24 protein-coding genes are annotated in these 25,234 nt (G+C 54.7%); 9 read left to right on the forward strand and 15 right to left on the reverse strand.

Annotated elements, in window-relative coordinates; translation table 11 throughout:
• Positions 1 to 16 precede the first annotated feature (16 nt).
• A complete protein-coding gene (gene uhpT, locus GY169_RS00460) occupies positions 17 to 1,408 on the forward strand; it encodes a hexose-6-phosphate:phosphate antiporter (RefSeq protein ID WP_167574708.1) in 1,392 nt (463 codons plus the stop codon).
• 176 nt (positions 1,409 to 1,584) lie between these two features.
• Positions 1,585 to 2,037 carry a DUF1198 family protein gene (locus GY169_RS00465; RefSeq protein WP_064540789.1) on the forward strand — a complete coding sequence of 151 codons (453 nt, stop codon included), beginning with the start codon at positions 1,585 to 1,587 and terminating at the stop codon, positions 2,035 to 2,037.
• A 54-nt stretch (positions 2,038 to 2,091) separates the two neighbouring features.
• On the opposite strand, the gene GY169_RS00470 is transcribed toward GY169_RS00465, so the two are convergent.
• Both GY169_RS00470 and GY169_RS00475 read right to left on the reverse strand, forming a co-directional pair.
• Complete coding sequence (locus GY169_RS00470) at positions 2,092 to 2,415, reverse strand: helix-turn-helix domain-containing protein (RefSeq protein WP_163447668.1); 324 nt, start codon at positions 2,413 to 2,415, stop codon at positions 2,092 to 2,094.
• Positions 2,399 to 2,758: a type II toxin-antitoxin system RelE/ParE family toxin gene (locus tag GY169_RS00475; protein WP_167574709.1), complete on the reverse strand. Its 360-nt coding sequence runs from the start codon at positions 2,756 to 2,758 to the stop codon at positions 2,399 to 2,401. The genes GY169_RS00470 and GY169_RS00475 overlap by 17 nt, the downstream gene beginning before the upstream one ends.
• 215 nt (positions 2,759 to 2,973) lie before the next feature.
• Here GY169_RS00475 and nepI point away from each other — a divergent pair, with 215 nt between their 5' ends.
• Positions 2,974 to 4,158 (forward strand): purine ribonucleoside efflux pump NepI, encoded by a 1,185-nt coding sequence (gene nepI / locus GY169_RS00480; RefSeq protein WP_167574710.1) that lies wholly within the window; start codon positions 2,974 to 2,976, stop codon positions 4,156 to 4,158.
• Between the two features lie 76 nt (positions 4,159 to 4,234).
• On the opposite strand, the gene GY169_RS00485 is transcribed toward nepI, so the two are convergent.
• From GY169_RS00485 to GY169_RS00520, 8 genes are all read right to left on the reverse strand, one after another.
• On the reverse strand, positions 4,235 to 5,623 hold the full coding sequence (locus GY169_RS00485) for a carbohydrate porin (protein WP_167574711.1): 1,389 nt from the start codon (positions 5,621 to 5,623) through the stop codon (positions 4,235 to 4,237).
• Positions 5,624 to 5,786: 163 nt separating this feature from the next.
• Entirely contained in the window at positions 5,787 to 6,065 is a 279-nt protein-coding gene (locus GY169_RS00490; RefSeq protein ID WP_191091015.1) for a PTS lactose/cellobiose transporter subunit IIA, read from the reverse strand.
• Positions 6,066 to 6,729: 664 nt separating this feature from the next.
• Entirely contained in the window at positions 6,730 to 7,044 is a 315-nt protein-coding gene (locus tag GY169_RS00495) for a YicS family protein (RefSeq protein WP_411908134.1), read from the reverse strand.
• A 20-nt stretch (positions 7,045 to 7,064) separates the two neighbouring features.
• Positions 7,065 to 7,967, reverse strand: a complete 903-nt coding sequence (locus GY169_RS00500) for an EamA family transporter (protein WP_167574712.1) — start codon at positions 7,965 to 7,967, stop codon at positions 7,065 to 7,067.
• A 91-nt stretch (positions 7,968 to 8,058) separates the two neighbouring features.
• On the reverse strand, positions 8,059 to 9,513 hold the full coding sequence (gene murP, locus GY169_RS00505; RefSeq protein WP_167574713.1) for a PTS N-acetylmuramic acid transporter subunit IIBC: 1,455 nt from the start codon (positions 9,511 to 9,513) through the stop codon (positions 8,059 to 8,061).
• Between the two features lie 25 nt (positions 9,514 to 9,538).
• A complete protein-coding gene (gene murQ / locus GY169_RS00510) occupies positions 9,539 to 10,438 on the reverse strand; it encodes an N-acetylmuramic acid 6-phosphate etherase (protein ID WP_167574714.1) in 900 nt (299 codons plus the stop codon).
• Positions 10,439 to 10,599: 161 nt separating this feature from the next.
• A complete protein-coding gene (locus GY169_RS00515; RefSeq protein WP_167574715.1) occupies positions 10,600 to 11,763 on the reverse strand; it encodes a multidrug effflux MFS transporter in 1,164 nt (387 codons plus the stop codon).
• 141 nt (positions 11,764 to 11,904) lie between these two features.
• Positions 11,905 to 12,471 carry a TetR/AcrR family transcriptional regulator gene (locus tag GY169_RS00520; protein ID WP_167574716.1) on the reverse strand — a complete coding sequence of 189 codons (567 nt, stop codon included), beginning with the start codon at positions 12,469 to 12,471 and terminating at the stop codon, positions 11,905 to 11,907.
• A gap of 190 nt (positions 12,472 to 12,661) precedes the next feature.
• Between GY169_RS00520 and GY169_RS00525 the strand changes: the two genes are divergently transcribed.
• Complete coding sequence (locus GY169_RS00525) at positions 12,662 to 13,078, forward strand: GNAT family N-acetyltransferase (RefSeq protein WP_064540847.1); 417 nt, start codon at positions 12,662 to 12,664, stop codon at positions 13,076 to 13,078.
• Positions 13,079 to 13,159: 81 nt separating this feature from the next.
• On the opposite strand, the gene GY169_RS00530 is transcribed toward GY169_RS00525, so the two are convergent.
• Positions 13,160 to 14,659, reverse strand: a complete 1,500-nt coding sequence (locus tag GY169_RS00530; RefSeq protein ID WP_167574717.1) for an MDR family MFS transporter — start codon at positions 14,657 to 14,659, stop codon at positions 13,160 to 13,162.
• A 91-nt stretch (positions 14,660 to 14,750) separates the two neighbouring features.
• On the opposite strand from GY169_RS00530, the gene GY169_RS00535 reads away from it, so the two are divergent.
• The gene (locus GY169_RS00535; protein WP_167574718.1) at positions 14,751 to 15,401 is read left to right on the forward strand and encodes a TetR/AcrR family transcriptional regulator; all 651 of its coding nucleotides are present in this window, start codon (positions 14,751 to 14,753) and stop codon (positions 15,399 to 15,401) included.
• Positions 15,402 to 15,496: 95 nt separating this feature from the next.
• Here GY169_RS00535 and GY169_RS00540 read toward each other — a convergent pair whose 3' ends face one another.
• The 4 genes from GY169_RS00540 to GY169_RS00555 form a co-directional block, all read right to left on the reverse strand.
• Positions 15,497 to 16,894 carry a glycoside hydrolase family 1 protein gene (locus tag GY169_RS00540; RefSeq protein ID WP_167574719.1) on the reverse strand — a complete coding sequence of 466 codons (1,398 nt, stop codon included), beginning with the start codon at positions 16,892 to 16,894 and terminating at the stop codon, positions 15,497 to 15,499.
• A gap of 53 nt (positions 16,895 to 16,947) precedes the next feature.
• The gene (locus GY169_RS00545; protein WP_167574720.1) at positions 16,948 to 19,140 is read right to left on the reverse strand and encodes a CBM35 domain-containing protein; all 2,193 of its coding nucleotides are present in this window, start codon (positions 19,138 to 19,140) and stop codon (positions 16,948 to 16,950) included.
• A gap of 11 nt (positions 19,141 to 19,151) precedes the next feature.
• The gene (locus GY169_RS00550) at positions 19,152 to 20,486 is read right to left on the reverse strand and encodes a maltoporin (RefSeq protein ID WP_167574721.1); all 1,335 of its coding nucleotides are present in this window, start codon (positions 20,484 to 20,486) and stop codon (positions 19,152 to 19,154) included.
• A gap of 246 nt (positions 20,487 to 20,732) precedes the next feature.
• Positions 20,733 to 21,992, reverse strand: a complete 1,260-nt coding sequence (locus GY169_RS00555) for a PTS sugar transporter subunit IIC (protein ID WP_167574722.1) — start codon at positions 21,990 to 21,992, stop codon at positions 20,733 to 20,735.
• A 176-nt stretch (positions 21,993 to 22,168) separates the two neighbouring features.
• Here GY169_RS00555 and GY169_RS00560 point away from each other — a divergent pair, with 176 nt between their 5' ends.
• The 4 genes from GY169_RS00560 to GY169_RS00575 all read left to right on the forward strand — a co-directional run bounded on the left by GY169_RS00560 (position 22,169) and on the right by GY169_RS00575 (position 25,206).
• Entirely contained in the window at positions 22,169 to 22,483 is a 315-nt protein-coding gene (locus tag GY169_RS00560) for a PTS sugar transporter subunit IIB (protein ID WP_167574723.1), read from the forward strand.
• 10 nt (positions 22,484 to 22,493) lie between these two features.
• Complete coding sequence (locus tag GY169_RS00565; protein ID WP_167574724.1) at positions 22,494 to 23,819, forward strand: PTS sugar transporter subunit IIC; 1,326 nt, start codon at positions 22,494 to 22,496, stop codon at positions 23,817 to 23,819.
• 22 nt (positions 23,820 to 23,841) lie between these two features.
• A complete protein-coding gene (gene chbA, locus GY169_RS00570) occupies positions 23,842 to 24,147 on the forward strand; it encodes a PTS N,N'-diacetylchitobiose transporter subunit IIA (RefSeq protein WP_064540875.1) in 306 nt (101 codons plus the stop codon).
• 96 nt (positions 24,148 to 24,243) lie between these two features.
• Complete coding sequence (locus GY169_RS00575; RefSeq protein WP_167574725.1) at positions 24,244 to 25,206, forward strand: LacI family DNA-binding transcriptional regulator; 963 nt, start codon at positions 24,244 to 24,246, stop codon at positions 25,204 to 25,206.
• Positions 25,207 to 25,234: the final 28 nt, after the last annotated feature.

Raw genomic sequence — 25,234 nt, forward strand, 5'->3', positions numbered from 1 at the left:
AAATCAGGAGATACCCATGCTGGCCTTCTTAAACCAGGTGCGCAAACCGACCCTGGATCTGCCGCTCGATGTGCGGCGCAAAATGTGGTTCAAACCGTTCATGCAGTCTTACCTGGTGGTCTTTATCGGCTACCTGACCATGTATCTGATCCGCAAAAACTTCAACATCGCGCAGAACGACATGATCTCCACCTACGGGCTGAGCATGACGCAGCTGGGGATGATTGGCCTGGGCTTTTCCATTACCTACGGCGTGGGCAAAACGCTGGTTTCCTACTACGCTGACGGCAAAAACACCAAGCAGTTCCTGCCGTTTATGCTGCTCCTCTCCGCCATTTGTATGCTCGGCTTCAGCGCCAGCATGGGCTCGGGCTCCGTCAGCTTGTTCCTGATGATTACTTTCTATGCTCTGAGCGGTTTCTTCCAGAGCACCGGTGGCTCGTGCAGTTATTCCACCATCACCAAGTGGACGCCGCGCCGTAAGCGCGGTTCCTACCTCGGCATGTGGAATATCTCCCATAACCTCGGCGGTGCGGGTGCGGCGGGCGTGGCGCTGTTCGGCGCAAATTACCTGTTCGACGGTCACGTGATCGGTATGTTTATCTTCCCGTCGATTATTGCCCTGATTGTCGGCTTTATCGGCCTGCGTTTTGGCAGCGATTCCCCGGAATCTTACGGTCTTGGCAAAGCTGAAGAGCTGTTCGGCGAGGAGATCAGCGAAGAGGACAAAGAGACCGAAGAAAACGAGATGACCAAATGGCAGATCTTTGTTGAGTACGTGCTGAAAAACAAAGTGATCTGGCTGCTGTGCTTCTCCAACATCTTCCTGTACGTGGTGCGTATCGGTATCGACCAGTGGTCCACTGTCTATGCCTTCCAGGAGTTGAAGCTCTCCAAAGAAGTGGCGATTCAGGGCTTTACCCTGTTTGAAGTGGGCGCGCTGGTCGGTACGCTGCTGTGGGGCTGGCTCTCTGACCTTGCGAATGGTCGTCGTGCGCTGGTGGCCTGTGTGGCGCTGGCACTCATTATCGCGACGCTGGGCGTTTATCAGCACGCCAGCAACCAGTATGTCTATCTGGCTTCGCTGTTTGCTCTCGGCTTCCTGGTGTTCGGCCCGCAGCTGTTAATCGGCGTGGCGGCGGTGGGTTTCGTTCCGAAAAAAGCGATCGGCGCGGCCGATGGCATTAAAGGCACCTTCGCCTATCTGATCGGCGACAGCTTCGCCAAGCTGGGTCTGGGGATGATTGCCGACGGCACGCCGATTTTCGGCCTCACCGGTTGGGCGGGCACCTTTGCCGCGCTGGATACCGCCGCCATTGGCTGTATCTGCCTGATGGCCATCGTCGCTATCTTTGAAGAACGTAAAATTCGCCGTGAGAAAAAGATTCAGCAGTTAAAAATGGCGTAAGTGTGTTTGGTAACGTTTGCCCGGTTCTGCACCGGGCTTTTTTATGCCTGGGATCTGAGATCCGCTTTCATCATCCTCTGCCTTCATCGAGCTAACGCACATTATGGTATGCCCGATTATCGACAGCGCGCAAAATCCCATTATCATGTCCGGGTTTAGCCTAAGTGAGAGCGTGCATGATCTGGTTAATTCTGGCCACCCTGGCGGTGGTATTTGTTGTCGGATTTCGGATCCTGACCTCGAGTTCCCGACGGGCTATACGCCGTCTCAGCGAACGACTGGCGATCACGCCAGAACCGGTAGAGTCGATGATCGACCAGTTAGGGAAAGCGCAGGGTGAAGAGTTTTTACGTTATCTTGAGCGCCCTAATGAAGCCCATTTGCAGAATGCGGCGCAGATGCTGCTGATCTGGCAGGTGTGCATCGTCGACGGCAGTGAATCCAATATGCTCACCTGGCATCGGCGGCTGCAAAAAGCCCGTCTCGCCGCGCCCATCACCGACGCTCAGGTGCGTCTGGCGCTCAGCTTCCTGCGCGAACTGGAACCGGAGATTAGCGAGCTCAACGCTTTCCAGTATCGCTACAACGCGCTGTTCCACGATGAAAACGGCGTTCACTGGCTGCATTGAGGTTATCGGCGATGGTGTGGCGTAATTATCTGCTGCGTTATCCGACATAAATCGTCACAGCAGAACCTTAAGGCCGTGTTTTTGAACAACACTCAGCAGTTTCAGTGACATCCCGCTGGGGCGTTTAACGCCGCTTTCCCATTTCTGTACCGTTGATACGCTGGTGTTCAGATAGCGGGCGAAAACGGGTTGGCTAACCTTGAGCTCTTCACGGAGCGCTTTTATTTCAAGCGGCTGCAGGTCCCTGATATTGCTTAAGCAGGTGGTATCAAAACTGCGCATTGTCTCCAGAGGAATGGCATCCACGCTAAATAATCCAGATGCCGCGCTGTGAATTGCTTCAAAGGCAGGGCTTTTGAATTTAGTTTTTGCTGACATGGCGCACCTCTATCAGTTCTTTATTGTTAATGAGTGCCGTTATCTGATCTTCGGTAAGGCAAGCATAGTACTTTGCTAACTCACGAAAGCCCGCGAGTTCGCCATAGCTGATGTTTGCCATATCCTGTTTGGCATACAGAAAGGTGTAAAACCAATGTTCACCTCCCTTTGCCAGCACAATTGCGCGATCGCGGTTCTGATTGAGACGTTTTTTATAAACCCCGCCTCCGAGATTATCTGCTTTTCCCTGTAGTACGGCGTTGACTGCCTCACTTAACTCGTCATCTTTTATCGTGTGGGATTTCGCTTCCCTGTTAAACCACTTGGTTTTGAATATTCGCATCAGGTTGACATCCTGTAGTCTAAAGTGTAGCACCAGGTGATACACTATGTCTTGCCTTTTGGTTTTGCACGCAGGGAGAGACGATAATTCTCAGCTTCCGATCGGCCTCGCAAAATGCAGCGCAACCATGTCAGTTGCTAAAACGTTAAATACGTCACAGTTAAGATGTTACACTGCGTGTCTTTTCCGCAAAGACACCCTCCGCAGGTAACAAAATGAGTGCACATATCGAAGAAAAAACCCGCGCTGACGTCGTTGCGCGGCCCAACTGGTCGGCGGTTTTCGCCGTGGCGTTTTGCGTCGCCTGCCTGATTACCGTCGAGTTTTTACCCGTCAGCCTGCTGACGCCGATGGCGCAGGATCTGGGGATTTCCGAAGGCGTCGCCGGGCAGTCGGTCACGGTGACCGCGTTTGTCGCCATGTTCTCCAGCCTGTTTATTACCCAGGCCATTGGCGCGACCAACCGTCGCTACGTGGTGATTCTGTTCTCCGTTCTCCTGACGCTTTCCTGCCTGCTGGTGTCGTTTGCCAGTTCGTTCACGTTGCTGCTGTTGGGGCGTGCCTGTCTGGGGCTGGCGCTGGGGGGCTTCTGGGCCATGTCGGCTTCACTGACGATGCGTCTGGTGCCCGCTCGCACGGTGCCGAAAGCGCTGTCGGTGATCTTTGGCGCGGTGTCTATCGCACTGGTGATTGCCGCGCCGCTGGGCAGTTTTCTGGGCGGTATCATCGGCTGGCGTAACGTCTTTAACGCGGCGGCGGTAATGGGGCTGCTGTGTTGCATTTGGGTGGTGAAGGCGTTGCCATCGCTGCCGGGTGAACCTGCGCATCAGAAGCAGAACATGTTTAGCCTGCTGCAGCGTCCCGGCGTGATGGCCGGGATGATCGCCATCTTTATGTCCTTCGCCGGGCAGTTTGCCTTCTTCACTTATATTCGCCCGGTGTATATGAATCTGGCGGGCTTTGACGTTGATGGCCTGACGTTGGTGCTGCTGAGCTTCGGTATCGCCAGCTTTATCGGTACATCGTTCTCTTCCGTTATCCTTAAACGCTCGGTCAAACTGGCGCTAGCCGGTGCGCCGCTGGTGCTGGCGGTGAGCGCACTGGTGCTTACGCTGTGGGGCGGCGAGAAAGTGGTAGCCGCAGGCATCGCGATTATCTGGGGGCTGGCGTTTGCGCTGGTGCCGGTGGGCTGGTCGACGTGGATTACCCGCTCACTGGCCGATCAGGCGGAAAAAGCCGGTTCTATTCAGGTGGCCGTCATTCAGTTGGCGAATACCTGTGGCGCGGCGATTGGCGGACTGGCGCTGGATCGTCTGGGGCTGACTTCGCCGTTAATGATTTCCGGCGCGCTGATGCTGCTGACCGCCGTGCTGGTGACGGCGAAAGTAAGAATTCAATGAGAAGATGGCGTAGAACACTGCCTACGCCAATCGTACCCTCTCGCCCGTTTTGGGCGAGAGGAGCTATCACGCTCGCTTAGAACCACGCCTCGAACATGCCGCCGAAGTTCAGTGAATCCAGCTGCTGGTCGTCGGTACCGTTCACCTTCGCCGTGCGCTTGTTGTCGACCTGACCGCCGGTCACGTAGAAGCGCAGCATCGGACGGAATTCCGGGCCCATACCAATCGCGATGTTCTGCGACAGCGTCAGCTTCCAGCCGTGGTTATCTCCGCCCTGGTCGTAATCCACACGCTGGTAGCCCGCTTCCAGCCATGTAGAGTGCACGTCGTTCCAGAAGTACATCGGACGCACAATCGCGCCGTAGTTTTTACGGTTATCGGTTTTGTCTTTGCTGTTGTCGTAGTCGTGGAACGCCAGCAGGTATTCCACCTGCGCCTGCTGGGTGAACTTGTAGTTACCCTCGAAGCTGGCGTAGATGGCCGTCAGACCGTCGGTTTTGTTGAACACGCTGTTATCCGAGTTATCGGAGTAGCGCAGGATAACCTTGTTCACGCCGCTGTCATCGCTGTTGGTGTGGCTTAACAGCAGGCCGCCCTGCCAGGCATCGAGCTGCTTGTCGTTATCCACCGCTTTGGAGTCGAAGCCGTAGTTGGCGTACACCTCAACATCGATTGGGCCCGCTTTGATGTTGTGGGTTTTGGTGGTCAGCGCGTAGTGGCCGTCGTCACCGGTGTCGGAGTTACCGGTACAGGTGATGCGCGACGGGTTCGACTCATCGGCCATCACTTCCGGGCTACAGGATTTCACCTGAGCCACCGTGGCCACGTCGAACTGCACGCCGCCAATATCAAAGTTTTTCACCCCGGCACCCTGGCCGTCGTGGTTCATCCAGAAGTAGTCGTTGATACCCTGTTGCGGACGCTGGTGGAAGTCACGACCGGCCCAGATATAGGCGTTCGGGTTGGATTCCAGCACGTTGGTCACGCCGACGTAGGCCTTTTTCAGGTTCACTTCGTCGCTCCAGTGGTCGAACATTACGTTGATATCCCAGATCGCGCCTTTTTCGCTCTTAAAGGCCTTGGTGAGCTGGAATTCGCCGCCGTTGCCTTCGTTACCCAGACGACCGATCGCCGAGGCGCCGTTATAAGAGCCGTCCACGCCGACGTATTTCTGATCGCCCGCCTGGAAATGCGCGCCGTAGCGGGCGTAGCCGCTGAACTTCAGGCCGAACGGTACCGCCATATCCGGCGTCGCTGCCGCGGTCTGAGGGTTGGTTTGCAGATCCACCTTCTTCGCGGCGGCGGCGTCCATTTTGGCCTGACGATCCGCCAGTGCTTTATCGACGGCTTTGGCCACAATGGCGTCGATTTGTTCCTGAGTAAATTCTTGTGCCATTACAGAGGAAAGAGGGCAAAGTGCGGCAATAACCGCCATAGCTAAAGGGAGTTTTTTTACAGTTTTCATGGTTATCTCAAATTAATTAATTATATTCTCAGACAATAACCATCCCGTTCTGGTGTAAATATAAAAAGACGCCACCAAAACAAGCTGATTTTATTTTTAATATCGTAGGGTACAGTTAAATAATTAGCGTAATTAATATCTCCGTAGTCAGAATGCCTAAATATTAACGTTGGTAAAGATGAATAATCTCTTCCGATAGTTCACGTGCCAACAGGGAATTCATTAAATGATCCTGCGCGTGTACCATAATTAAGGTCATGGGCTGACGCGCGTCACCTGCATCCTGCTCAATAAGCTTGGTTTGCATATGGTGCGCCTGGCGGGCATAGCCATCGGCTTCCCGCAGGAGATTTTTGGCCTCCTCCATTTCACCCTGACGTGCGGCGTGCAGCGCCTCAAAGCACAGCGATCTGGACTGGCCCGCGTTAATGATAATTTCCATTACCGCATCCTCTAACCTAACCGTAATAATATCCTCTAACTATTTAAAGTCATGATAAAAAGAGGTCGGAAATAATATATCAATGCTTACTGTTAAATTTATCTTACTTAACTAACGGTTCCGGCTTATGGTGCAGTTGATGGTATTAATTATTGTTTGTTGTTCATTGTTGAGCGCCTTTTAAGCGCGCAGCAAAGGTTAATACATGGCCTCATTGACCAGCATATAAATAACATGCGAGACCACCGTATTTAGCGTCCATAAATAATGGATCGCTCAATCATGAGTGATGACGAAAGTTCATTTTAAAATCTTTTACGCACGCTGTGGAATTCAGCGGCGGAGCATAATCTTGTACATTGGTGCCTATCCTCGAAATGTAAAAAGTTATTGCGATTGTGATTTGATATGAAACTGAAACCGGTTTCTATTCATAAAAGCTAGAAGTGTGATACCCATCAATTTCTCATGCTTATGAGACTAATTATTTCGTCCTGGGTCACAGAAAATTGTCGTTTGAGGATGAAATGAGCATCAATTGAGCAAGAGCGGCAACAGACGGGAGCTGTGGGAGGTGGCCTGACAAGCGTAGCAGCCATCAGGTGTGCTGTGCACACGTTGCCGGATGGCGGCTCCGCCTTATCCGGCCTACGATTGCTTATTGCTATTTCTGGGTGGGGCACTGAATGGTTTTTATCGCCTTCTCATAGGCCGCGCGATCGTTCTTATCCAACGCCCGTGTGGCGCTTTGCACCGCGGTTTTATTCTCAGCTGACTCCAGCACGCGATTGGCAAACTGCGTATCGCTCAGCCCGCTGTTTGCCGGGCAGTTCTGCTTCACGTCTTTCACCACCTGCTGTTTTTGCTGTTCGAACTTCAGACCTTCGAGCGGTGCGGAAAACGCGACGGCTGGCAGCATCAGGCAGGCAGCGAGACAGATCTTTTTCATGACGGATATCCTTATGTTCATACGGTGAATTAACTATAGCTGGAATCCCGCTATACCGTTTTTACCCGACGGCGTGAGTCCAGCGAAATCAGTATCACCGAGGATAAAATCAGTAGCGTGCCTAACCAGTCCGGCAGAGTGAAGCTGATCCCGAGCAGCAGCAGTGACAAAAACGCGCTGCTCAGCGGTTCGGCGCAGCTGAGGATGCTGGCTTTTGGCCCGCCAATCATCTGTGCGCCCTTCAGGTACAGGCTGAAAGTCAGGGAGGTGCCAATCACCACCAGATAGAAAAAGGCCAGCAGCAGGTTACCGGTAATGACGATGTGGGTGCCTTGTCCTGCGTAGAACGGCAGCAGCATTGCGCCGCCAAGCAGCATGCTCCAGCCGACGATCGGTAGCGTGCCGTAGCGGGCTATCAACGTTGATGGCCAGGTGGTGTAGAACGCGGCGGCAAAGGCCGAGGCAATCCCCCAGAACAGCGCCGCGCCGGAGATCGAGAGCGACGTAGGGTCGCCGTGGGTGACCAGCAAGAAAGTACCGATAAGCGAGGTGGCGATAGCGGCAAAGACGAAGCGGCCAGGCCGCGCTTTGCGCACGATGGCAAACCACGCCACGATAATTGTGGGTGACAGGAACTGCAAAACGGTGGCGGTGGCGGCGTTGGATTTTTCAATCGCCATCAGGAAGGTGAGCTGAACGGTCATCGCACCGACCAGCGAGAAAATCAGCAGACTTATCGCGTCTTTGCGGTTTTTCAGGATGCGGAAGATGCCGTCGCCGTGCAGGAAAGAGAACGTCAGCAGAATAAAACCGCCGGAAAGCAGGCGAATCATGGTCAGAAACGGGGAGCCCATCTGACTGTGTTCCATGATGTACTGCGCGCAAACGCCGGAACTTCCCCACAATATTGCGGCAATTAAGACGTTAAGCATCCCTTTTCTGGTGGCACCCATTTTTCCTCAACCCTGTCATATTATTTTGCTCTGACGGGCATCATAGCATGGCGGGAAGCGTGCCCCCAGCGGTGCGCCGGGGGCAAAAGGGTTAGCTGAGATCGACGTTTTTACTGCCGAAAAGCCAGGTCAGCAGGAAGCCGCCAATGTAGGCCACGGCGAGTCCCGCCGCGTAGACCGCCATCCCGGCGTAGATTCCGCTGTTGGAGGTCATCAGCGGTAGCGCCACCAGCCCAGACGGGCCGAAGACCGTGTTCAGACCGACCGGTAGCCCCATCCAGGCAACGAGGCCGATAAAGAAACCGCCACAGGCGCCGCCGAGACAGGCGGTGACAAACGGCTTCATGCGCGGCAGGGTGACGCCGTAGATCAGCGGTTCGCCGACGCCGAGCAGGCCGGGGATGATGGCCCCTTTAATCTGCGTGCGCAGCAGCGAGCCCTGTTTCGCGCGGTAGTAAAGCGCCAATGCCGCGCCGACCTGACCGGCGCCGGCCATGGCCAGAATGGTGAACAGTGAGTTGAAGCCCTGGGCTTCCATCAGCGCGAAGTACACCGGTACAAAACCCTGATGCACACCAAACATCACCGCCAGCAGGAACAGCCCCGCCAGTACCGCCGAACCAAACGGGTTCCCGTTAAGATGCAGGAACAGCCATGACATACCGGTAAACAGGTAACCGCCGATAGGCATAATCACCACGAAGGTCACCGCCCCCATAATCAGCAGCGTGACGGCTGACGTGAGGATCATGTCGAGGTTGGCCGGCATAACGCGACGTACCTGTTTTTCCACCCACGCGCCGATGATCGAGGCAATCAGCACGCCGATGATATTGCCGCGGGGGTCAATGGCGTGGCCGAAGAAGTCGGAGATGCCGGAATAGAAACCGACCGCCGCTTTCGGGTCATAGCCGAGGATAAACAGCGCGGCGATAATCGCCCCGTTAACGCCGGAGCCGCCGAACGCTTTCTGTGCGTTATAGCCGATGAGAATACTCAGGAAGGTGAACATGCCTTTACTGAACACCTTCATGTAGCTGATGACATCAACCAGCGTGGCGTTCGGATGGGCGTTCTCCAGCACGAACAGCTGTTCGGCGAGCGTGGCGAAACCCAGCAGCAGGCCAACGGCGATAAAACCGGGGATCAGTGGTGTAAAAATGGTGGCGAACTTCGCGAGGAATTTCTGCACGCTACTGGTTTGTTTCCCCTTTAGCTCCTGCTTTTTGGCGCTGGCGATATCGGCCAGCGAAGCGCTGGATTGAGCCTCATCTGCCTGCGTCAGCGGCGCTTCTTCCAGCAGCAGGTTCATGATCTCCGAAGCGGTCTGCGCCTTGCCTGGCCCCAGGATAATCTGGAATTGTTCGTTGCTGACCACCACGCCCATCACGCCTTCCACCTGACGAATGGCGGCAACGTCGGCATGCGCTTCATTGCGCAGCGTTAAGCGCAGGCGAGTCATACAGTTCCCCGCCTGCACCACGTTTGGCGCTCCGCCAACCAGGGTAAGAATGCGGGCTATCATCTCTTTATTTATTTTTGCCATTCTACGAAATCCCCAGTCTGATGGATTAGTGTTGCAGCGCCTTGCGGATAAAGCCGCCGTTGTCAGCCAGCAGCTGTTTGGCTGCTTCTGCGCTCAAGTTCGCCAGCACCATCACGATAGCGGTTTTGCAGTGGCGGCCGCAGGCATCCAGCGCCGCCTGCGCGGTTGGGCGATCGCACTCGGTGGCTTCCATCACGATGGAAATCTGGCGTTCGATCAGTTTGGCGTTGGTGGCCTCAACGTCGACCATCAGGTTGCTGTAGACCTTGCCGCTGCGGATCATCGCCCCGGTGGTGATCATGTTCAGCACCAGTTTCTGCGCCGTACCGGCCTTCAGGCGGGTAGAGCCCGTCACCACTTCCGGGCCGACAACCGGGGTAATGGCGATGTCGGCGCGCTGCGCCATTTCGCCGTGCGGGTTGCAGCTGACGATCGCGACCAGCGCGTTTTGTTGATGGGCGTAGGCCATCGCGCCCAATACATACGGCGTGCGGCCGCTGGCGGCGATGCCGACCAGAACGTCATGTTGGTTAAAGCCCAGCGCCTGTAAATCTTCTGCGCCCTGCGCGGCGTTATCTTCGACGTTTTCAACCGCCTTCAGAATGGCGGTATGACCGCCTGCGATCAGGCCGACAACTTGTTCCGGGCGGGTGCCAAAAGTGGGTGGGCATTCGCTGGCGTCGAGAATCCCCAGACGCCCGGAGGTACCCGCGCCAATGTAAATCAGGCGGCCGCCATGACGGAACGCGTTGGCGACACTGTCAACCACCTGGGCAATTTGCGGAATATACGGCGTGATGGCATGAGCAACCTGCTGATCTTCGTTGTTAATTACCGTCAGCATCTCTTCGGTGGAGAGGGTGTCAATGTTGGCACTGTTCGCGTTGCGCCGTTCAGTCAGCAATTTGCTCAGGTCGATACTCATAGGAAACCTCATCATTCACAGTGGCGAGCAGTATAAGGAATTAATTATTCCATTCATGTGAAGGTTATCACGATTAGACGAGTGAGGTAATGTGGGGTTTGTAGCTATATCGGGAAAAATTGCGGTAATAATATTGGAATATTTTATTACCGCGGTGAATTTTAGCGTGCGCTGCGTGGCTTCTGCAGACCGAAAAACAGCGCGATACCATAAGAAATGGTCATCGCGAAGCTCATTTTCAGCATGGTTTCGCCACCCAATCCGGCCAACGGTGCCGCAATGCCGCCGCAGACGAACATCAGCGTGCCCATTAACGCCGACGCGGTGCCCGACTGCGCGCTGCTGACGGCGCTCATCGCTTCGGCGCCGGAAACGGTGCTGATCCCGCTCATAAACGATACCGTAAAGAACAGGCCGACCAACGCCAGAACAGGCAACTGGGACCAGGCGAACAGCAGCGTCACCGCCGCGCACAGTACCGCCAGCACCAGGCCACGGCGGAGTAGCGTTTCAGCGGCCACACGGCGCGCCAGTTTTGAGAAAATGAGCGCGGCGATAATCAGCCCGATACCGTTCAGGCCAAACAACAGGCTGAACTGCATGGGGCTCATGCCGTATTCGCTCTGAATAACGAATGACGAGGTGCCGATGTAGGAGAACAGCCCGGCCATCATAAAGGCCTGAATCAGGCAGTAGCGCATAAACCGACGATTCTTCAGTACTGGCGTTCCCTTTGGCTGCTGCGCTGTGCTGGCGCTTTTGGCCGGCAGCGTTTCATGCAGCACCGTCAGGCTTAACACCAGCAGCACCACGCCAATTCCGGCCATCGTCCAGAACAGAATACGCCAGTCGAAGGCGGTAATGATGTAGCCACCGAGTACCGGGGAGAGCACCGGGGCGATGCCGTTGACGGTCATCAGCAGGGCAAAAAACTGGGTGAGCAGGGTTCCCTGATAACGGTCGCGGGCGATCGAGCGCGACAGCACCGAGCCGCCCGCCCCGGCGAAACCTTGCAAGAAACGCCAGCCGATCAACAGGTGAATATCCTGAGTGACGGCGCACATCGCGGAAGAGAAGATAAATAACAGCAGCGACAGTGCCAGCGGTTTGCGGCGACCGATACGGTCGCTGAGCGGGCCGAAGAACATCTGGCCGAGGCCAAGACCGATCAGCGCAGCGGTGAGAGATAGCTGGGTTTGCGTGCCGGTCGCGCTGAGTTGCTCGGTGATTTCCGGCAGCGCCGGGAGATAAAAATCGGTACAGAGTGGGCCAATGGCGGAAAGCAGGCCCAGCACCACGACCCATGACAGGGAAACACGCGGCATGAAAGCTCCTTTTGCAATATTCGGGAGGGGTTAGCGTTAACCTCGTTCGGTAAATAAGAGTGTCATCGTGGCTAAAAAAGCCTACGCCGCCGGGTTACGGCGACGATGAAATAAAGATCCTGACGTTTACAAAGAGAACGGCTAAACGGAGACGAGCATCTTAATAATATTCTGATACGTTATTTCCATGTCCTCTTCGGCGGCCTGCTGGGGAATTTGTCGACGGTAAATCGTCCCTTCCACCATCACCGCCATCACCTCGACGCAGCAGCGAATACGGGTTTCGCTGAGGTGCGGGTAGGTATGACGCAGGTGCTCGCAGGCGGTATTGAACATGCGCGCATCGGCCTCTTTCAGCCAGGCGGCCACCTGCGGATTACGGGTCGCTTCAGCGGCCATTTCCAGCATTAACGCATCGTCATCTTCGTTTAACGATATACGCCACGCCAGCATGTGTGGCATCAGATGGGTTTGGGTTTTTCCCGCCATCTCGGCGATCCGATAGTCGATAATCCGGTGGATCATCTCTTCAATAATCGCGTCTTTATTGTTGAAATAACGGTAGATTTGGCCAACGCTCAGCTTCGCTTCGGCGGCAATCTGCGACATGCTGGCAGCGTGAAAACCGCTGTTGCGAAAGCAGCGGCGGGCAGCGGCGATGATCTCGTCCTGGCGGGCTTTTTGCCGGGCTTCCAGCTTGCTGGTCATGCATGTCTCCGTAAGAATTTATAGTGAGAATGATCGTTCTCATTTTTCGCTCATTATACGTAGTGAGCGTCTGATGAAAAGCATTTTCTAATACGGATTTTTTCTTTTTTACGTTGTGCAAAAAAGAATGGAGAAAAAAAGCGATTTTTGTGAAATTAATCAGGTCGGCCAATAAAAATAAGGAATAAATATGCCATTTGTTATTAAAGAAGTTATTACGCAGGAAGACAAAGAGGAATTGCTCACCGGGCTGCGGGCGTACAACCGCCAGTTTATTGATGCCTCTGGGTGGGGCGATATTTGCGTTTATCTGCGTGATGAGCAGGATGTGATGCGCGGCGGTCTGATTGGCCAGCGCAAAGGCGATTGGCTCAGCATCGACTATCTGTGGGTGTGTGAAACGACGCGCGGTGACGGGGTGGGCAGTGAGCTTATCAGACGTGCTGAGGCGCTTGCTCGGGAGAAAGGCTGTCTGCACGCGCTGGTCGACACCATCAGCTTCCAGGCGCTGCCGTTTTATCAGAAGCAGGGCTACCAGCTGGTGAAGACGCTGGAGGATTTCCCGCTGGCGGGGATGGCGCGTCACTATCTGACGAAGGCGCTGTAAGGGCTGTCGGATGGCGGCTACGCCTTATCCGGCCTACTCCGATCTGTAGGCCGGATAAGCGCAGCGCCATCCGGCACTGTTCTACGCGTGCCGCGTTTTCAGCGGCGCTTCTTTCAGCAGCCACGACAGCACAAACGCCACCACCATAATGCAGGCCGCCATGACGAACGCCGCATGGATCGCCGCGCCGAAGGCGGTGAGGTAGTCGGTACGAATCGCCGCGGGAAGCTGGTGAATCGCCACCGGGTTCATCCCTTGCGGGATGGCAGCGCCTTCCGGCAACAGGCCCATCAACCGTGATTGCAGTACCGAAGTAAACACCGCGCCAAACAGCGCCACGCCGATGGAACCGCCGATAGAGCGGAACAGCGTAACCCCGGAGGTCGCCACGCCGTACAGATTGGCGCTGACCGTATTTTGTACCGCCAGCACCAGTACCTGCATTACCAGCCCCAACCCCATCCCCAGCACGCCGGTAAACAGATACAGCTGCCAGGTTGGCGAGGTAATGGTAATGCGCGTCAACAGCACCATCCCGATGCAGCCCATCAGGGTACCGACGATAGGGTAGATGCGGTACTTACCGGTGCGGCTGATGGCCCGGCCGCTGATAATCGAGGTCAACAACAGCCCGCCCATTAGCGGAATCAACTGTAAGCCAGCCTCCGTTGGCGTGGCGTTTTTCACTACCTGCAAATAGAGCGGCAGGAAGGTGACTGAGCCGAACAGCGACATACCGATGATAAAACCGATCAGGCTGCACAACAGGAAGCTGCGGTTGCGGAACAGCGAAAGCGGGATAATCGGCTCAAACGCCAGCCGCTCTTCATAGATGAACCCGGCGATACCCACCAGACCAAAGGCCAGAATGCACCACAGCTGTGGGTCGCTCCACTCGCGCACCGTACCGCCTTCGGTGGTGAACAAAATAATACACACCAGCGCCAGGGTCAGGTAAATCGCCCCCAGCCAGTCAATCTGATGCTGGCTGCGTTTGTTGCTGGCATGGAATACCGCGCCGATGACAAACAGCGCAAAGAGCCCCAACGGCAGGTTGATGTAGAAAATCCAGCGCCAGGAAGCGTGCTGGACGATAAAGCCGCCAATCAACGGGCCAATCACCGTCGCCAGACCAAATACGCCGCCGAATAACCCCTGGTAGCGGCCACGTTCGGCGGGAGGAATCACATCGGCCACCGCCGCCATGCTGATCACCATCAGCCCGCCGCCGCCAAGCCCTTGCAGCGCCCGCATCAGCACCAGTTGGGTCATATTCTGCGCCAGACCGCACAGCGCTGAGCCGGCGAGGAACAGCAGAATCGAGATTTGCAGTACCCGTTTGCGGCCAAACAGATCGCCGAATTTGCCGTACAGCGGCACCACGATGGTGGAGGTGAGGATATAGGCCGTCACGACCCACGAGAGCTTGTCGAGCCCGCCCAGCTCGCCGACAATGGTCGGTAGCGCGGTCGAGACGATGGTCTGGTCGAGTGCGGAGAGCAGCATCACCAGCAGCAGCGCGCTGAACAGCAGACGAATTGAGGTCACGCCAGCCTGCTGCGGCTGCACGTTTGTCGTCATATCGGACGCCATCATGTCCTCACTTGAAATTAATTAAATGCATAATTAATATTTATTGAAGATCGTTAAGAGGTCAAGGGATCCCGTTTCTATGCCAGCACAAAAAGATAACCTTAAACCGCGTAGACCGGGTCGTCCGCGCGGCAGCAAGCCCGATGCCGACAAGCGTGAACAGCTGATAGATATTGCTTTGCAGCTGTTTTCCCAGCAAGGCGTTGCGCGCACATCACTGAATGCGATCGCCCGCGAAGCGGGGGTCACGCCAGCGATGCTGCACTACTACTTTAATTCACGAGAGCAATTGCTGGATGTGATGATCGAAGAGCGATTTTTACCGCTGCGTGCCGAAATTGGCGGTGTGTTTGGCGATTATCCTGACGAACCGGTGCAAGCGCTGACAGAAATGGTCAAGAAACTGGCGACACTTGCTGCGCAGTACGAGTGGTTCGCCCCGCTGTGGATGCAGGAAGTGATCGGCGAGATGCCGGTGCTGCGCCAGCATCTTCACGCGCGTTTTGGCGATGAGAAGTATCAGGCGACGTTAGCGATGGTGAAACGCTGGCAGGAGGAAGGAAAGGTCAACCCGCATCTTTCGGCGGAGCTGCTGTTTACCACTCTGTTAAGCCTGGTGCTGGTGCCCTTTTCCCGGATGCGTAAAGACGAGCGGCTGGCGATGCTGACGCCGGAGATGATTGTCGGCAACGCGCTGGCGGTGCTGTTGCAGGGGATTGGCCCGGTATAAGCGTAGGCCCGATAAGCGTAGCGCCATCGGGCACGATGCGGCACATTGCCGGATGGCGACGTAAACGCCTTATCCGGCCTACCGGGTAAACGGCGTTATTCGAGGGTAAACTGGTTACTCTCCGCCAGCGCCTTAAACCATAGCCCGTTGCGCTTAATCTGCCGTTCGCCGGTTTCAAGGTCGAGGCGGTAGAACCCGTAGCGGCGTTTAAACGAGTTGAGCCACGACCAGTTGTCGATAAACGTCCACTGATGTACGCCGAAACAGTTTGCGCCGTCGGCGATGGCGCGGTGTAGCTGCACCAGATGCTCTTCCATCAGACCAATACGGAAACCATCGTCAATCACACCATCCGCCTGTACCGGGCCTTCGGATTGCAGATCCATCGCGATGCCAATTTCGGCGAGATACCACTTAATATTGCCGTAATTATCGCGAATATTGCTGGCAATGTCGTAGATAGCCTGCGGATGAATTTCGTTGTTGTCGCGGTACGGGTTAAAGCGGCCGTTCGGGTCAACGTAGTTTTCGAAGTAGTACTCCGGTGTGAAGTAGTCGAGGGTGTACGGCGTTTCGCGCGCCTGCACGCGGCGCGGCACGTAGTAGTTCACGCCGAGGAAGTCGATCCGCGAGTCGGTAATCAGCGAGACCTCTTCTTTGGTAGTTTCCGGCAGACAGTTATGCACCGCCAGCAGCTCGCACAGCTCTTTCGGGAACTGGTGCTTCACCAGCGGGTCGAGGAAGCTGCGGTTAAACAGCAGGTCGGCGTACCAAGCCGCTTTTTTATCTTCCGCTGAGTCGTTGCGGGTATAGGACGGCGTCAGGTTGAGGACAACGCCAATCTCGCCCGCCAGCGTCTGCTCGCGATAGCACTGCACCGCTTTGGCGTGCGCCAGCATGATGTTAAACGCCACCTGCGCCGCCAGCTTGCCGTCTTTTTTGCACGGATAGTGGAAGTCATACAGATAGCCGCCTTCCACCGGCACAATCGGCTCGTTGAAGGTTATCCAGTATTTGATTTTATGGCCGAACAGGCGAAACGCCGTGGCGGCAAAACGGGCGAACAGATCGGTCACGTGTTTTGACTCGAAGCCGCCGTAGCGATTTTGCAAATCTTCCGGCATATCAAAATGGTAGAGGTTAACCATCGGTTCGATGCCGTTAGCGATCATTTCGTCGAAATAGTCGTTGTAGAAGCGGACGGCCTCTGCGTTCGGCTCGCCGGTTTCCAGATCGTCGATCAGCCGCGACCACTGAATAGAGGTACGAAATGAGTTAAAGCCGATGTGCTTCATCAGGGCGACATCTTCTTTGTAACGGTGCAGCGTCTTGCAGACCGTCTCAGGGCCGATTCCCCGGTAAAAGCGCTCCGGCTGCGCGGCGTGCCAGCTGTCCCAGATGGAACGATGAGGTTTACCCTCTGCGCCTTCGGTTTGCGGGCCCGAGGCGGCGGCGCCCCAGAGGAAATGGTTTGGAAACGCGTACGTGGTCATTTAATCTCCTGAATAAAAACAAAAAACTGCGCCGTTAGCGGCGCAGCAAAGCACTACTCTGCATTCACCTGAATGGACTTGATAAAGATATAGCCCCAGTCACCGGCGTATTTCCCCACGCTGATGGTGTTTTCACCCTGCTTGAGATAGACCGGAATCGTCATCCGCTGGCCGTGCTCGTCAGTTTGCGGAAATTCAATCTGGATAGGTTTATCGCCGTTAATCTGCACCGAGTTCTTCTTTCCACCCCACCTGGCATTGAAATCGAGGTGAAGTAGGTAATTGCCGTCCCACGGTGCCGCAATCTTCCAGCTCGCTTTATCGCCATCATTGGCAAACGGTCCCAGGAAACCATCTTCGCCGGTTGCCAGTTCATTGTCCGCGCTCTTGATCACCGTTTTCTGGCTTTGCTCCAGACCCTGTAACTGACTGTCAAAGTGGCAGAAATCGGCGGGTACTTTCGCGGTGGCCTCGGTGACGTTGACGGTCAACGTTTTGCTGCTTTTCAATAGGCCATCGTCGGCAGTGAAGGTCAGCTGGTAGGTACCGGGTGTTGGGAACCAGGCGCGGGTTGAGGCCTTGTTGGCATCGCAAAAATGCGCCTGTTTTTTGCCCGTACTGGTCCACTTTTCGCGCACTTTTCGTGACGGCAGATTGTCGTCCTGCCACCGCGCATTGAGGCTAAGTCCGCTGTGTTGTGCGGCGGTGGCCGTTTCCTCAAGCGTAATGACCGGCGCCTTGTTTTTCTGCGTATGGGTGACGCTGATAACGTTAGACGGTGCCGATTGCCCGGTTTCATTTTTAGCAATGACGCGGTAGAAGTAAGTTTTGCCCAGCGTCAACGACGTGTAGTCGTCGCGGAAGAGATCCATCGTTTCCGGATTCCACTCCTGCACACCGTCGGAAATATTATGTCCTACGACTTGCCACGGGCCGTCTTTCGACTCCGCACGTTCAACGTCGTAACTGCGACCAACAGCGGCACCCATCCAGTTGATGGCGAACGGCGAAGTGGTTTCACGTAGTTTTGGCGCATCCGGTATGGGGAGCGGGGCCATTTGTTCCTGTCCCGCGATCTGCGCAGCCGCTTTGCGAACCAGGTTGACGATCTCCGTTTCCTGATTGGCATCCCCTTCCGGGAAGCCCGGCAGATGGTAGCTGTAGTGGCCGGTGTACTCTTTATGCCAATAGAAACCGCCGTCGTGACGGTGCCCACGGAAACCCCAGATGAACCCCCCTGCGGCTTTTGCGCCGTTAACGTCAGTATGAACGATCGACTGCATGATGCTGTTCAACGCGTTGCTATCAAGCAACCCGAACTCACCCACCAGGTACACTTTCTTACCGCCGATAGCCTCCAGATCCTTTTTCACCTGTTCCGGGTGATTGTTTCCGGCATTGGTGTAGTAATGGTTGCTGACGATATCCACGTTGGGATCGTTCACGGAGAAGTCGTTGATTTTTTTATAGGTACCGTCAACCACCAGTTGGTGTGGAGCCATTTTCTTAATCCACGCCGCCGTCTGCTTCAGGAATTCCGCATTTGTGTCTTCCAGTTCATTACCGGTCTCCCATGCCATAATGGCTTTTTCCTCGGAGTAGGCACGCCCGGTAAGCGTGTTCGTGCGGGTGATCACCTGGCGAATGACATCCAGATACGCTTGGTAGGTTTTACTGCGCGTGTTGTAAAAATCTTCAGGTTTTTCATGGTAAAAAGCCGCAAGTTGTTCGCGACCACCCCACCACCACCAGTGATCGATAAACGGCAGAATCAGGCGCAGGCCCTGTTTATCGGCTTCGGCAATCATGTTGTCGTAAACCACCATCGCCTTTTCGTTCAGACGCGGCATGCCGCCTGGCGTAGCGGGAGCCATGATATGCGTTTCTCGTTCACAGGCTTCGTCGTTCTCCTGTTGCACTGAAAGCACATAGACGCGCTGGGCCCTGGCTCCGGTTTGCACGATGGCTTTAATCCAGTTTTCTTGTTCTTCCGGCGTGGGCCATTTGAAATATTGACCCCATCCGCGCGGATCGGCTTTACAGACGCCGCGCGCATCGTTTTCAATCCGATGCAGTTCAGGGGCGTGGATCCCAGCGAAGCGAAATTCCTGGTTACCGTCCATCAGCTGTGCGCCCTGGCGGGTAATGAAGTTATCGAAGTGAGAAGGTTCCGCCGCGAGCGCACCAGCGCTGGTCAGTGCTGCCAGTACGGCGAGGAACAGGGATTTTTTTGCGACTCGTTTCATGGCTTCTCTCCTTAGAACCAGACTTCTGCCTGTACGCCAAAGTTGACCGTATCGGTGTCACCGCTGCGGCTGTAGCCACCGGCGTCGATGGTGTTGGTGCCCCAGTTGTAGTTGCCGTCGAGGGCATCAGAGACGCCTTTATCCCATTTGGCGTAAGTGACGAAGAAGCGCAGTTGCGGGCGGCTCCAGAAGCCAGAGTCGAAGGTCAGCGTCGGTGCTACGGTGACTTTCGTCAGCCCGCCCTTGCCTTTGCCATTAACCCCTTTGTAGTTATCGTCATCGAGGTATTCGTAGCCCAGCTCATACTGCATGGCGAAGTTTTTGGTGATCTGATGATAAGGACGGATACCCGCAACCCAGCTGGTGCGGCCCCAGCCGTTATTGTCGCTGCTCCACCAACGGTAGTTTTTGTCTTTCTGGAAGTAGGCGAAGGTCGAAATGTCGATATCGCCCATTGAGGCCATGCTGTCGAGCACGATGCGCCAGGACTGAGTATCCTCAAGGTTTGCCCAGCCCCAGCCGTTTTTACCCAGCGAATCGCCAGCCGCAAGGCCGCGGCCATACTGCATGACCAGTTTGGAATAGCCGCCCGTCAGGCCCCAAAAGCCGTCAAAATTATAAACACCGGTCACACCGTAGCCTTTCTCTGCGGAGGTGGGGTGGTTTTCGTTGCGGTTCATGCGATGGCCGATCAGTTCCAGATCCAGCCCGGTACCGGCGATCTTTTTCAACCACAGGTTAAGCGAGTAGTCATCCGGGTAGCCCTGATCGCCTTTGTCGACCGGATAGGCTTTGGTTTCATCAGTGGGGGAGAAGGCGTAAACCCCTGCGTCAAAGCGGGCGAAGCCCAGATCCATGTTATCGAAGCCACCGCCGGTGCCGTTGTACTGAATGTACTCCCAGTCAAACTGGTGGCTGGAGGTGTTGGAACTGCTGTAACGCTTACCGCCCCAGAAGGTCATCTCTGGGGCAAAGTCGAGATTGGTGAGTTCGGCGTAGGCCTCGCGGAACTGTACGTCGTGCCCGTCATCATCTTGACAGTTCCAGTCCGAGGTACATTTGCTTTGGTGGGTGATGTTGGCCTGAATTTTCGCCACAGCGCCGGAATCGGATTTCAGTGTGACGGTAGGAATAAGCTCGATTTTGGTGTCTTCTTCGTTGCCCAGGCGCCATTTACCGTCTGGCATCAACCCGACGGAATCTACGCGGTTGCCGTCCGAGTTCGCCAGGATCCCTGAGCGCATGTAGCCATGGAGCTGGAAGTCATATTTTTCGGCGTGGGCCAGGCCGCTTGTGGCAGCGCTGATAAGTATAGCCAGAGGTATCAATCGGTTAAGTTGTTTCATCTTTCACTTTTCCCTTTTATTTTTTGTACGCAATAGCGCTTTTGTTAATGCGATGGGAAATTTACGGATCAAAAATGGAAAAGTACATCCACATACGGAAAGCGCTTTCCATAATTGCCGGATCAAATCACAGATCCAGAGATTGTTCACTTGAAAGCGTGATGTAGATCGACTTTTTATTCGAAGGAGATAAAAAAACCAGCGCCGGTATGGCGCTGGCAAGAAAAAAACTGTGAAGGGAATCGATTAGCGGGCTTCAGATTCCGCTAATTGCCGCTCGTAGACTTTGAAGAATGGGCGATAGATCATCCAGGCATTGAAGAAGGCGAACAGGCACATGAACATGTTTTTCCAGCTTCCGTTTGCCGTCCATGCAGCACCCAGTGGCGCAGGCATAGACCAGGGGAGCATCGCCACGGCGCGGTCAAGCACGCCGAGGTGTGTGAGATACCATGCAATGCAGGCGTTAATCATGGGAACGGCAATAAAAGGTATTAAGAATAATGGGTTAAGTATAATTGGGAAACCAAAGAGTATCGGTTCGTTGATGTTAAAGAGTGAGGGGATCAGGCCAATTTTGCCCACACTTTTTAGCTGCCGGGACCGGCTACGCAGCGCCATAAAAACCAACGGGAGCGTAGAACCAATCCCTCCGATCAGCAGGTAGAAATCCCAGAATCCTTGCAGGTAAATATGGGGCAGCGGCGTGATGTTGTTTGCTAATGCCTGCTGATTTTCAAAGAGATAGGTCATCCAGAATGGATTCATGATGCCGGTAATAATCAGCGCGCCATGAATGCCAATAAACCAAAGCAAATTGCAGATAAGCAGGGATATCAGTAAGGCCGTTAGCGTATCGGAAGCAATGATAAGCGGCCGCAGCGCTTCGCTGATTAATTCAGGCAGGATCATCCCGGTGTGTAGCTTCAATCCGGCATTGACGACCGTTATCGAAAGCATAATCACCAGCAGCGGCGCCAGCAGCTGAAAGCCGTTACGGGTCATGATCGGTACTTCGTCGGGTAGACGAATACACCAGCCTTTTCGGTAAAAAATTCGGATGATTTCAACAGAATAAAAGCTTGAAACTAAAGCACTAAATATCCCCATCCCGCCAAGGAAAAGATTGCTTCCTCCGTTTTCTTTGAAGCCAATAAACACCAGAAAGGCCAGGCACCCCGTCAGCCCGGAAAGACGTTCGGGTAGCTGATACTGCTTACCTAAGCTGGCGCTGGCGCCGAAGGCGATGATCAGTGCGATGAGGCCGATCGTCAGCTCAAAGGTCGGTAGCAGCATAGGGCGAATTGCCTGATACCAAGCGCCGTTGATGGTAAACGGCGGAAAAATGAACGGCACCATCAGGCTGCCAACGATGACGAACGGCATGGCCAACGCAAAACTGTCGCGCATGGCGGTGATGTGCTGGCTGCGGGTCAGAAGATTAGCAAAAGGCGTAACGCGCTGCTCAATCAGCGTCACAGCAACATTCATAAACTGAATGTTCATGGCGAACCTTATATCGGACGGAGGAGCCTGGATCATCGCCTACATCCCAACAAAGTGAAAGCCTGCAACCGGTGATCGTGCTCACATTTAACGGATTCACATTCGGAAAGCGCTTTCCGTTTTGTTTCCTCCTGATTATAGTCCGCTCATCGTTACTACTCAGTCAGGAGTGTTCCATGAAGAAAATTATGCTGTGTTGTTCCGCTGGGATGTCCACCAGTCTGCTGGTGAAAAAGATGGTGGAAGAGGCGCAAAAGCGCGGTCTGGAGGTTGATATCAAAGCGTTTGGCGTCGCCGAATTTGAACAGCAGGTGGGCCACTATCAGGTGGTGCTGTTGGGGCCGCAGGTCAAATACATGCAGAAAGATTTGCAGCAGAAAGCCAGCGCTTACGGCATCAAGGTCGAGCCGATCAACATGATGGACTACGGCATGCAAAAAGGCGGCGCGGTGTTGGATTTTGCCCTGTCCTTAATTGATAACAATAACTAAGGGATAAAGCATGAGCTCTCTGTACGCTAAATTAATCAGCGTGATAGAACAGAAAATCACGCCAATGGCTGGAGCAATTGGCCAGCAAAAATACGTTACTTCTATTCGCGACGGTTTTATCCTCGCGCTGCCATTTATGATCGTCGGCTCCTTCATGCTGGTGTTTATCTTTCCACCGTTTTCGCCGGATACCAGTTGGAGCTTTGCGCGAGCATGGCTGCAGTTCTCCCTGGACCACCGCGAAAGCCTGATGCTGCCGTTTAACTTCAGTATGGGCATCATGACGTTGTTTATCTCCGTCGGGGTGGCGGCAAGCCTGGCGCGTCATCATGAACTGGACCCGCTGACGTCCGGCATGCTGTCGCTGATGGGCTTTTTGTTGGTGGCCGCGCCGCTGAAGGATGGGCAGATATCTGTCGCTTACTTCTCCGGTCAGGGTATTTTTACCGCGCTGCTAGTGGCGATTTACACCACCGAGCTGTACGCCTTCCTGCGCCGTCACAACATCACCATTCGTCTGCCACCGGAAGTACCTACCGGCGTGGCGCGTTCGTTTGAAATCCTGATCCCCGTTCTGGCGGTAGCGCTGACGCTGCATCCGCTGAATCTGCTTATTGAAGCGCAACTGGGGATGATTATTCCGGAAGCGATTATGTCGCTGGTTAAACCGCTGGTTGCAGCATCTGATACGTTGCCAGCCATTTTGCTGTCAGTCATGGTGTGCCAGATTCTGTGGTTTGCCGGGATTCACGGTGCGCTGATTGTGACCGGCATTATGAACCCGTTCTGGATGGCAAACCTGTCGGTTAACCAGGCCGCAATGGCTGCCGGCACTGCGATTCCCCACATCTACGTTCAGGGATTCTGGGACCACTATTTGTTGATTGGCGGGGTGGGTTCCACGCTTCCGCTGGCGATTTTGCTGATGCGCAGCAAGGCGGTACACCTGCGGACGATTGGTCGTATGGGCGTGGTGCCAGGGCTGTTTAATATCAACGAACCGATCCTGTTCGGTGCGCCAATCATTATGAACCCGCTGTTCTTTATTCCGTTTGTGCTGATACCGATGGTCAATGCCACGCTGGCTTACTTTGCCCTCGACTTCGGCCTCGTTTCCCGCGTGGTGTCGATGACGCCGTGGACCACGCCAGCGCCTATCGGCGCATCGTGGGCGGCAAACTGGTCATTCAGCCCGATCATTATGTGCCTGATCTGTATGGCGACTGCCGCCGTCATGTACTACCCGTTCCTGAAGGCGTACGAGAAACAGCTGCTGTCGCAGGAAACCGGCGACGCTGGGGCCGAAAGCCGCGTTGGGCAATCTGAGACCGCGTAATGTGTTGTATTGAGAGGATGTTATGGATTTAGAAGAGCAAGTGATGGGGATTATTATCAACGCCGGTCAATCGCGTAGCCTGTGCTACGAAGCGTTGAACAGCGCCAAAACCGGCGATTTCGCCGACGCCGATGAGAAGATGGAGCAGGCGCAGCATTATGCGCGTGAAGCGCATCGGGTGCAGACTCAGCTGATTGAAGCCGATGAAGGCGAAGGGAAAACCAAAATGACGCTGGTGATGGTGCACGCTCAGGATCATCTAATGACCTCAATCCTTGCGAAAGAGCTGGTGGGTGAGTTGATTGAGCTTTATCGCACTCGCCACTAAACCCCATACTCCCCGGCGCCTCTGCGGCGGGGAGTTGGCGAATACCTGTACGTATTTATGTTACTATAGGGAGAAAACCGTAATACAGACGACACCATGCCTACTATTGATGATGTTTCAAAGTTAGCCAACGTTTCCCGTGCCACCGTTTCGCGCGTGTTGACGGGGACGCGTGGCGTTCGTGAAGAGAGCCGTGAGGCCGTATTACGTGCGGTAGAAGAGCTAAACTACCGCCCAAGCTTTGCGGCGCAGAATCTGGCGAGCAACACCTCCAGCTACGTCGGTATGGTGCTGCCCGCGTATGAAGCGGAGTTTAGCGCGACGCTATTGCCGCAGCTGTCGCAGGCGGTTAAATCGTTGAATAAATCGCTAATGATTCAGTACGTCAACGACGCCGCTGAACAGCAGGCTGCGGTGGAAAGCCTGCAACATCAGTGTGTTGCCGTGGTAACGTTGGGCCGTAACAGCGGTGATGTGGCCAGCAATGTCATCGCATTTGATGAGTTCTCCGCAAAAGGCAGCGCCAGCCAGGGCTATAACTACGCCTTTGCCACCGAAAGCGCCTGTCGCTACGTGCTGGGTAAAGGGCACCGTAATATTGCGCTGTTGTTAGACAATGAAAACGACGTTGCGAGTAAGCAGATGCTCGACGGCTACCGTAGCGTGCTGCAAAATTTCTCCCTGCCGTTTAATCGGCAACTGCTGGTGATGGCCAATAATAATATTGAACAGGCACTGCTGACGCTGATCAATAGCTTCACGAAATACACGGCGATTATCGCCAAGCGTGATTGCTACGCCGCTGAAGCGATGCGCCTGTTGCGTGAATTCAATATTGCGATCCCGCAGGAAGTGTCGCTGGTTAGTCTGGAAGACTCTCCGCTGGCATCGCTGGTCTATCCGCCGCTGACCTGCATTTCCTATCCCGTCGAACAACTGTTGGATCATTGCGTGCAGCGTATTCGCGCGTTAATTGACGGCCATTCCCTGTTTATGCCCGAAGGGCGCGTATTCACCGGGCGTCTGGTGGCACGGTCCTCGGTTGCCGATATTAGTTAATATGATCGATACGCGGTGGAGGGCTTAT

This window comes from Kluyvera genomosp. 3 (genome assembly GCF_011765685.1).
GTDB classification, from domain to species: Bacteria; Pseudomonadota; Gammaproteobacteria; order Enterobacterales; family Enterobacteriaceae; genus Kluyvera; species Kluyvera georgiana_A.

Excerpts from the sequence above, each read along its gene's own strand:
- GY169_RS00485 (WP_167574711.1), bottom strand. The coding sequence starts at position 5,623 with ATGAAAACTGTAAAAAAACTCCCTTTAGCTATGGCGGTTATTGCCGCA.
- nepI (WP_167574710.1), top strand. The coding sequence starts at position 2,974 with ATGAGTGCACATATCGAAGAAAAAACCCGCGCTGACGTCGTTGCGCGG.
- GY169_RS00520 (WP_167574716.1), bottom strand. The coding sequence starts at position 12,471 with ATGACCAGCAAGCTGGAAGCCCGGCAAAAAGCCCGCCAGGACGAGATC.
- GY169_RS00555 (WP_167574722.1), bottom strand. The coding sequence starts at position 21,992 with ATGAACATTCAGTTTATGAATGTTGCTGTGACGCTGATTGAGCAGCGC.
- GY169_RS00560 (WP_167574723.1), top strand. The coding sequence starts at position 22,169 with ATGAAGAAAATTATGCTGTGTTGTTCCGCTGGGATGTCCACCAGTCTG.
- GY169_RS00530 (WP_167574717.1), bottom strand. The coding sequence starts at position 14,659 with ATGACGACAAACGTGCAGCCGCAGCAGGCTGGCGTGACCTCAATTCGT.
- GY169_RS00470 (WP_163447668.1), bottom strand. The coding sequence starts at position 2,415 with ATGTCAGCAAAAACTAAATTCAAAAGCCCTGCCTTTGAAGCAATTCAC.
- GY169_RS00515 (WP_167574715.1), bottom strand. The coding sequence starts at position 11,763 with ATGCCGCGTGTTTCCCTGTCATGGGTCGTGGTGCTGGGCCTGCTTTCC.
- GY169_RS00465 (WP_064540789.1), top strand. The coding sequence starts at position 1,585 with ATGATCTGGTTAATTCTGGCCACCCTGGCGGTGGTATTTGTTGTCGGA.
- GY169_RS00500 (WP_167574712.1), bottom strand. The coding sequence starts at position 7,967 with ATGGGTGCCACCAGAAAAGGGATGCTTAACGTCTTAATTGCCGCAATA.
- GY169_RS00490 (WP_191091015.1), bottom strand. The coding sequence starts at position 6,065 with ATGGAAATTATCATTAACGCGGGCCAGTCCAGATCGCTGTGCTTTGAG.
- GY169_RS00575 (WP_167574725.1), top strand. The coding sequence starts at position 24,244 with ATGCCTACTATTGATGATGTTTCAAAGTTAGCCAACGTTTCCCGTGCC.
- uhpT (WP_167574708.1), top strand. The coding sequence starts at position 17 with ATGCTGGCCTTCTTAAACCAGGTGCGCAAACCGACCCTGGATCTGCCG.
- GY169_RS00540 (WP_167574719.1), bottom strand. The coding sequence starts at position 16,894 with ATGACCACGTACGCGTTTCCAAACCATTTCCTCTGGGGCGCCGCCGCC.
- murQ (WP_167574714.1), bottom strand. The coding sequence starts at position 10,438 with ATGAGTATCGACCTGAGCAAATTGCTGACTGAACGGCGCAACGCGAAC.
- GY169_RS00475 (WP_167574709.1), bottom strand. The coding sequence starts at position 2,758 with ATGCGAATATTCAAAACCAAGTGGTTTAACAGGGAAGCGAAATCCCAC.
- GY169_RS00535 (WP_167574718.1), top strand. The coding sequence starts at position 14,751 with ATGCCAGCACAAAAAGATAACCTTAAACCGCGTAGACCGGGTCGTCCG.
- murP (WP_167574713.1), bottom strand. The coding sequence starts at position 9,513 with ATGGCAAAAATAAATAAAGAGATGATAGCCCGCATTCTTACCCTGGTT.
- GY169_RS00545 (WP_167574720.1), bottom strand. The coding sequence starts at position 19,140 with ATGAAACGAGTCGCAAAAAAATCCCTGTTCCTCGCCGTACTGGCAGCA.
- GY169_RS00565 (WP_167574724.1), top strand. The coding sequence starts at position 22,494 with ATGAGCTCTCTGTACGCTAAATTAATCAGCGTGATAGAACAGAAAATC.
- GY169_RS00525 (WP_064540847.1), top strand. The coding sequence starts at position 12,662 with ATGCCATTTGTTATTAAAGAAGTTATTACGCAGGAAGACAAAGAGGAA.
- chbA (WP_064540875.1), top strand. The coding sequence starts at position 23,842 with ATGGATTTAGAAGAGCAAGTGATGGGGATTATTATCAACGCCGGTCAA.
- GY169_RS00550 (WP_167574721.1), bottom strand. The coding sequence starts at position 20,486 with ATGAAACAACTTAACCGATTGATACCTCTGGCTATACTTATCAGCGCT.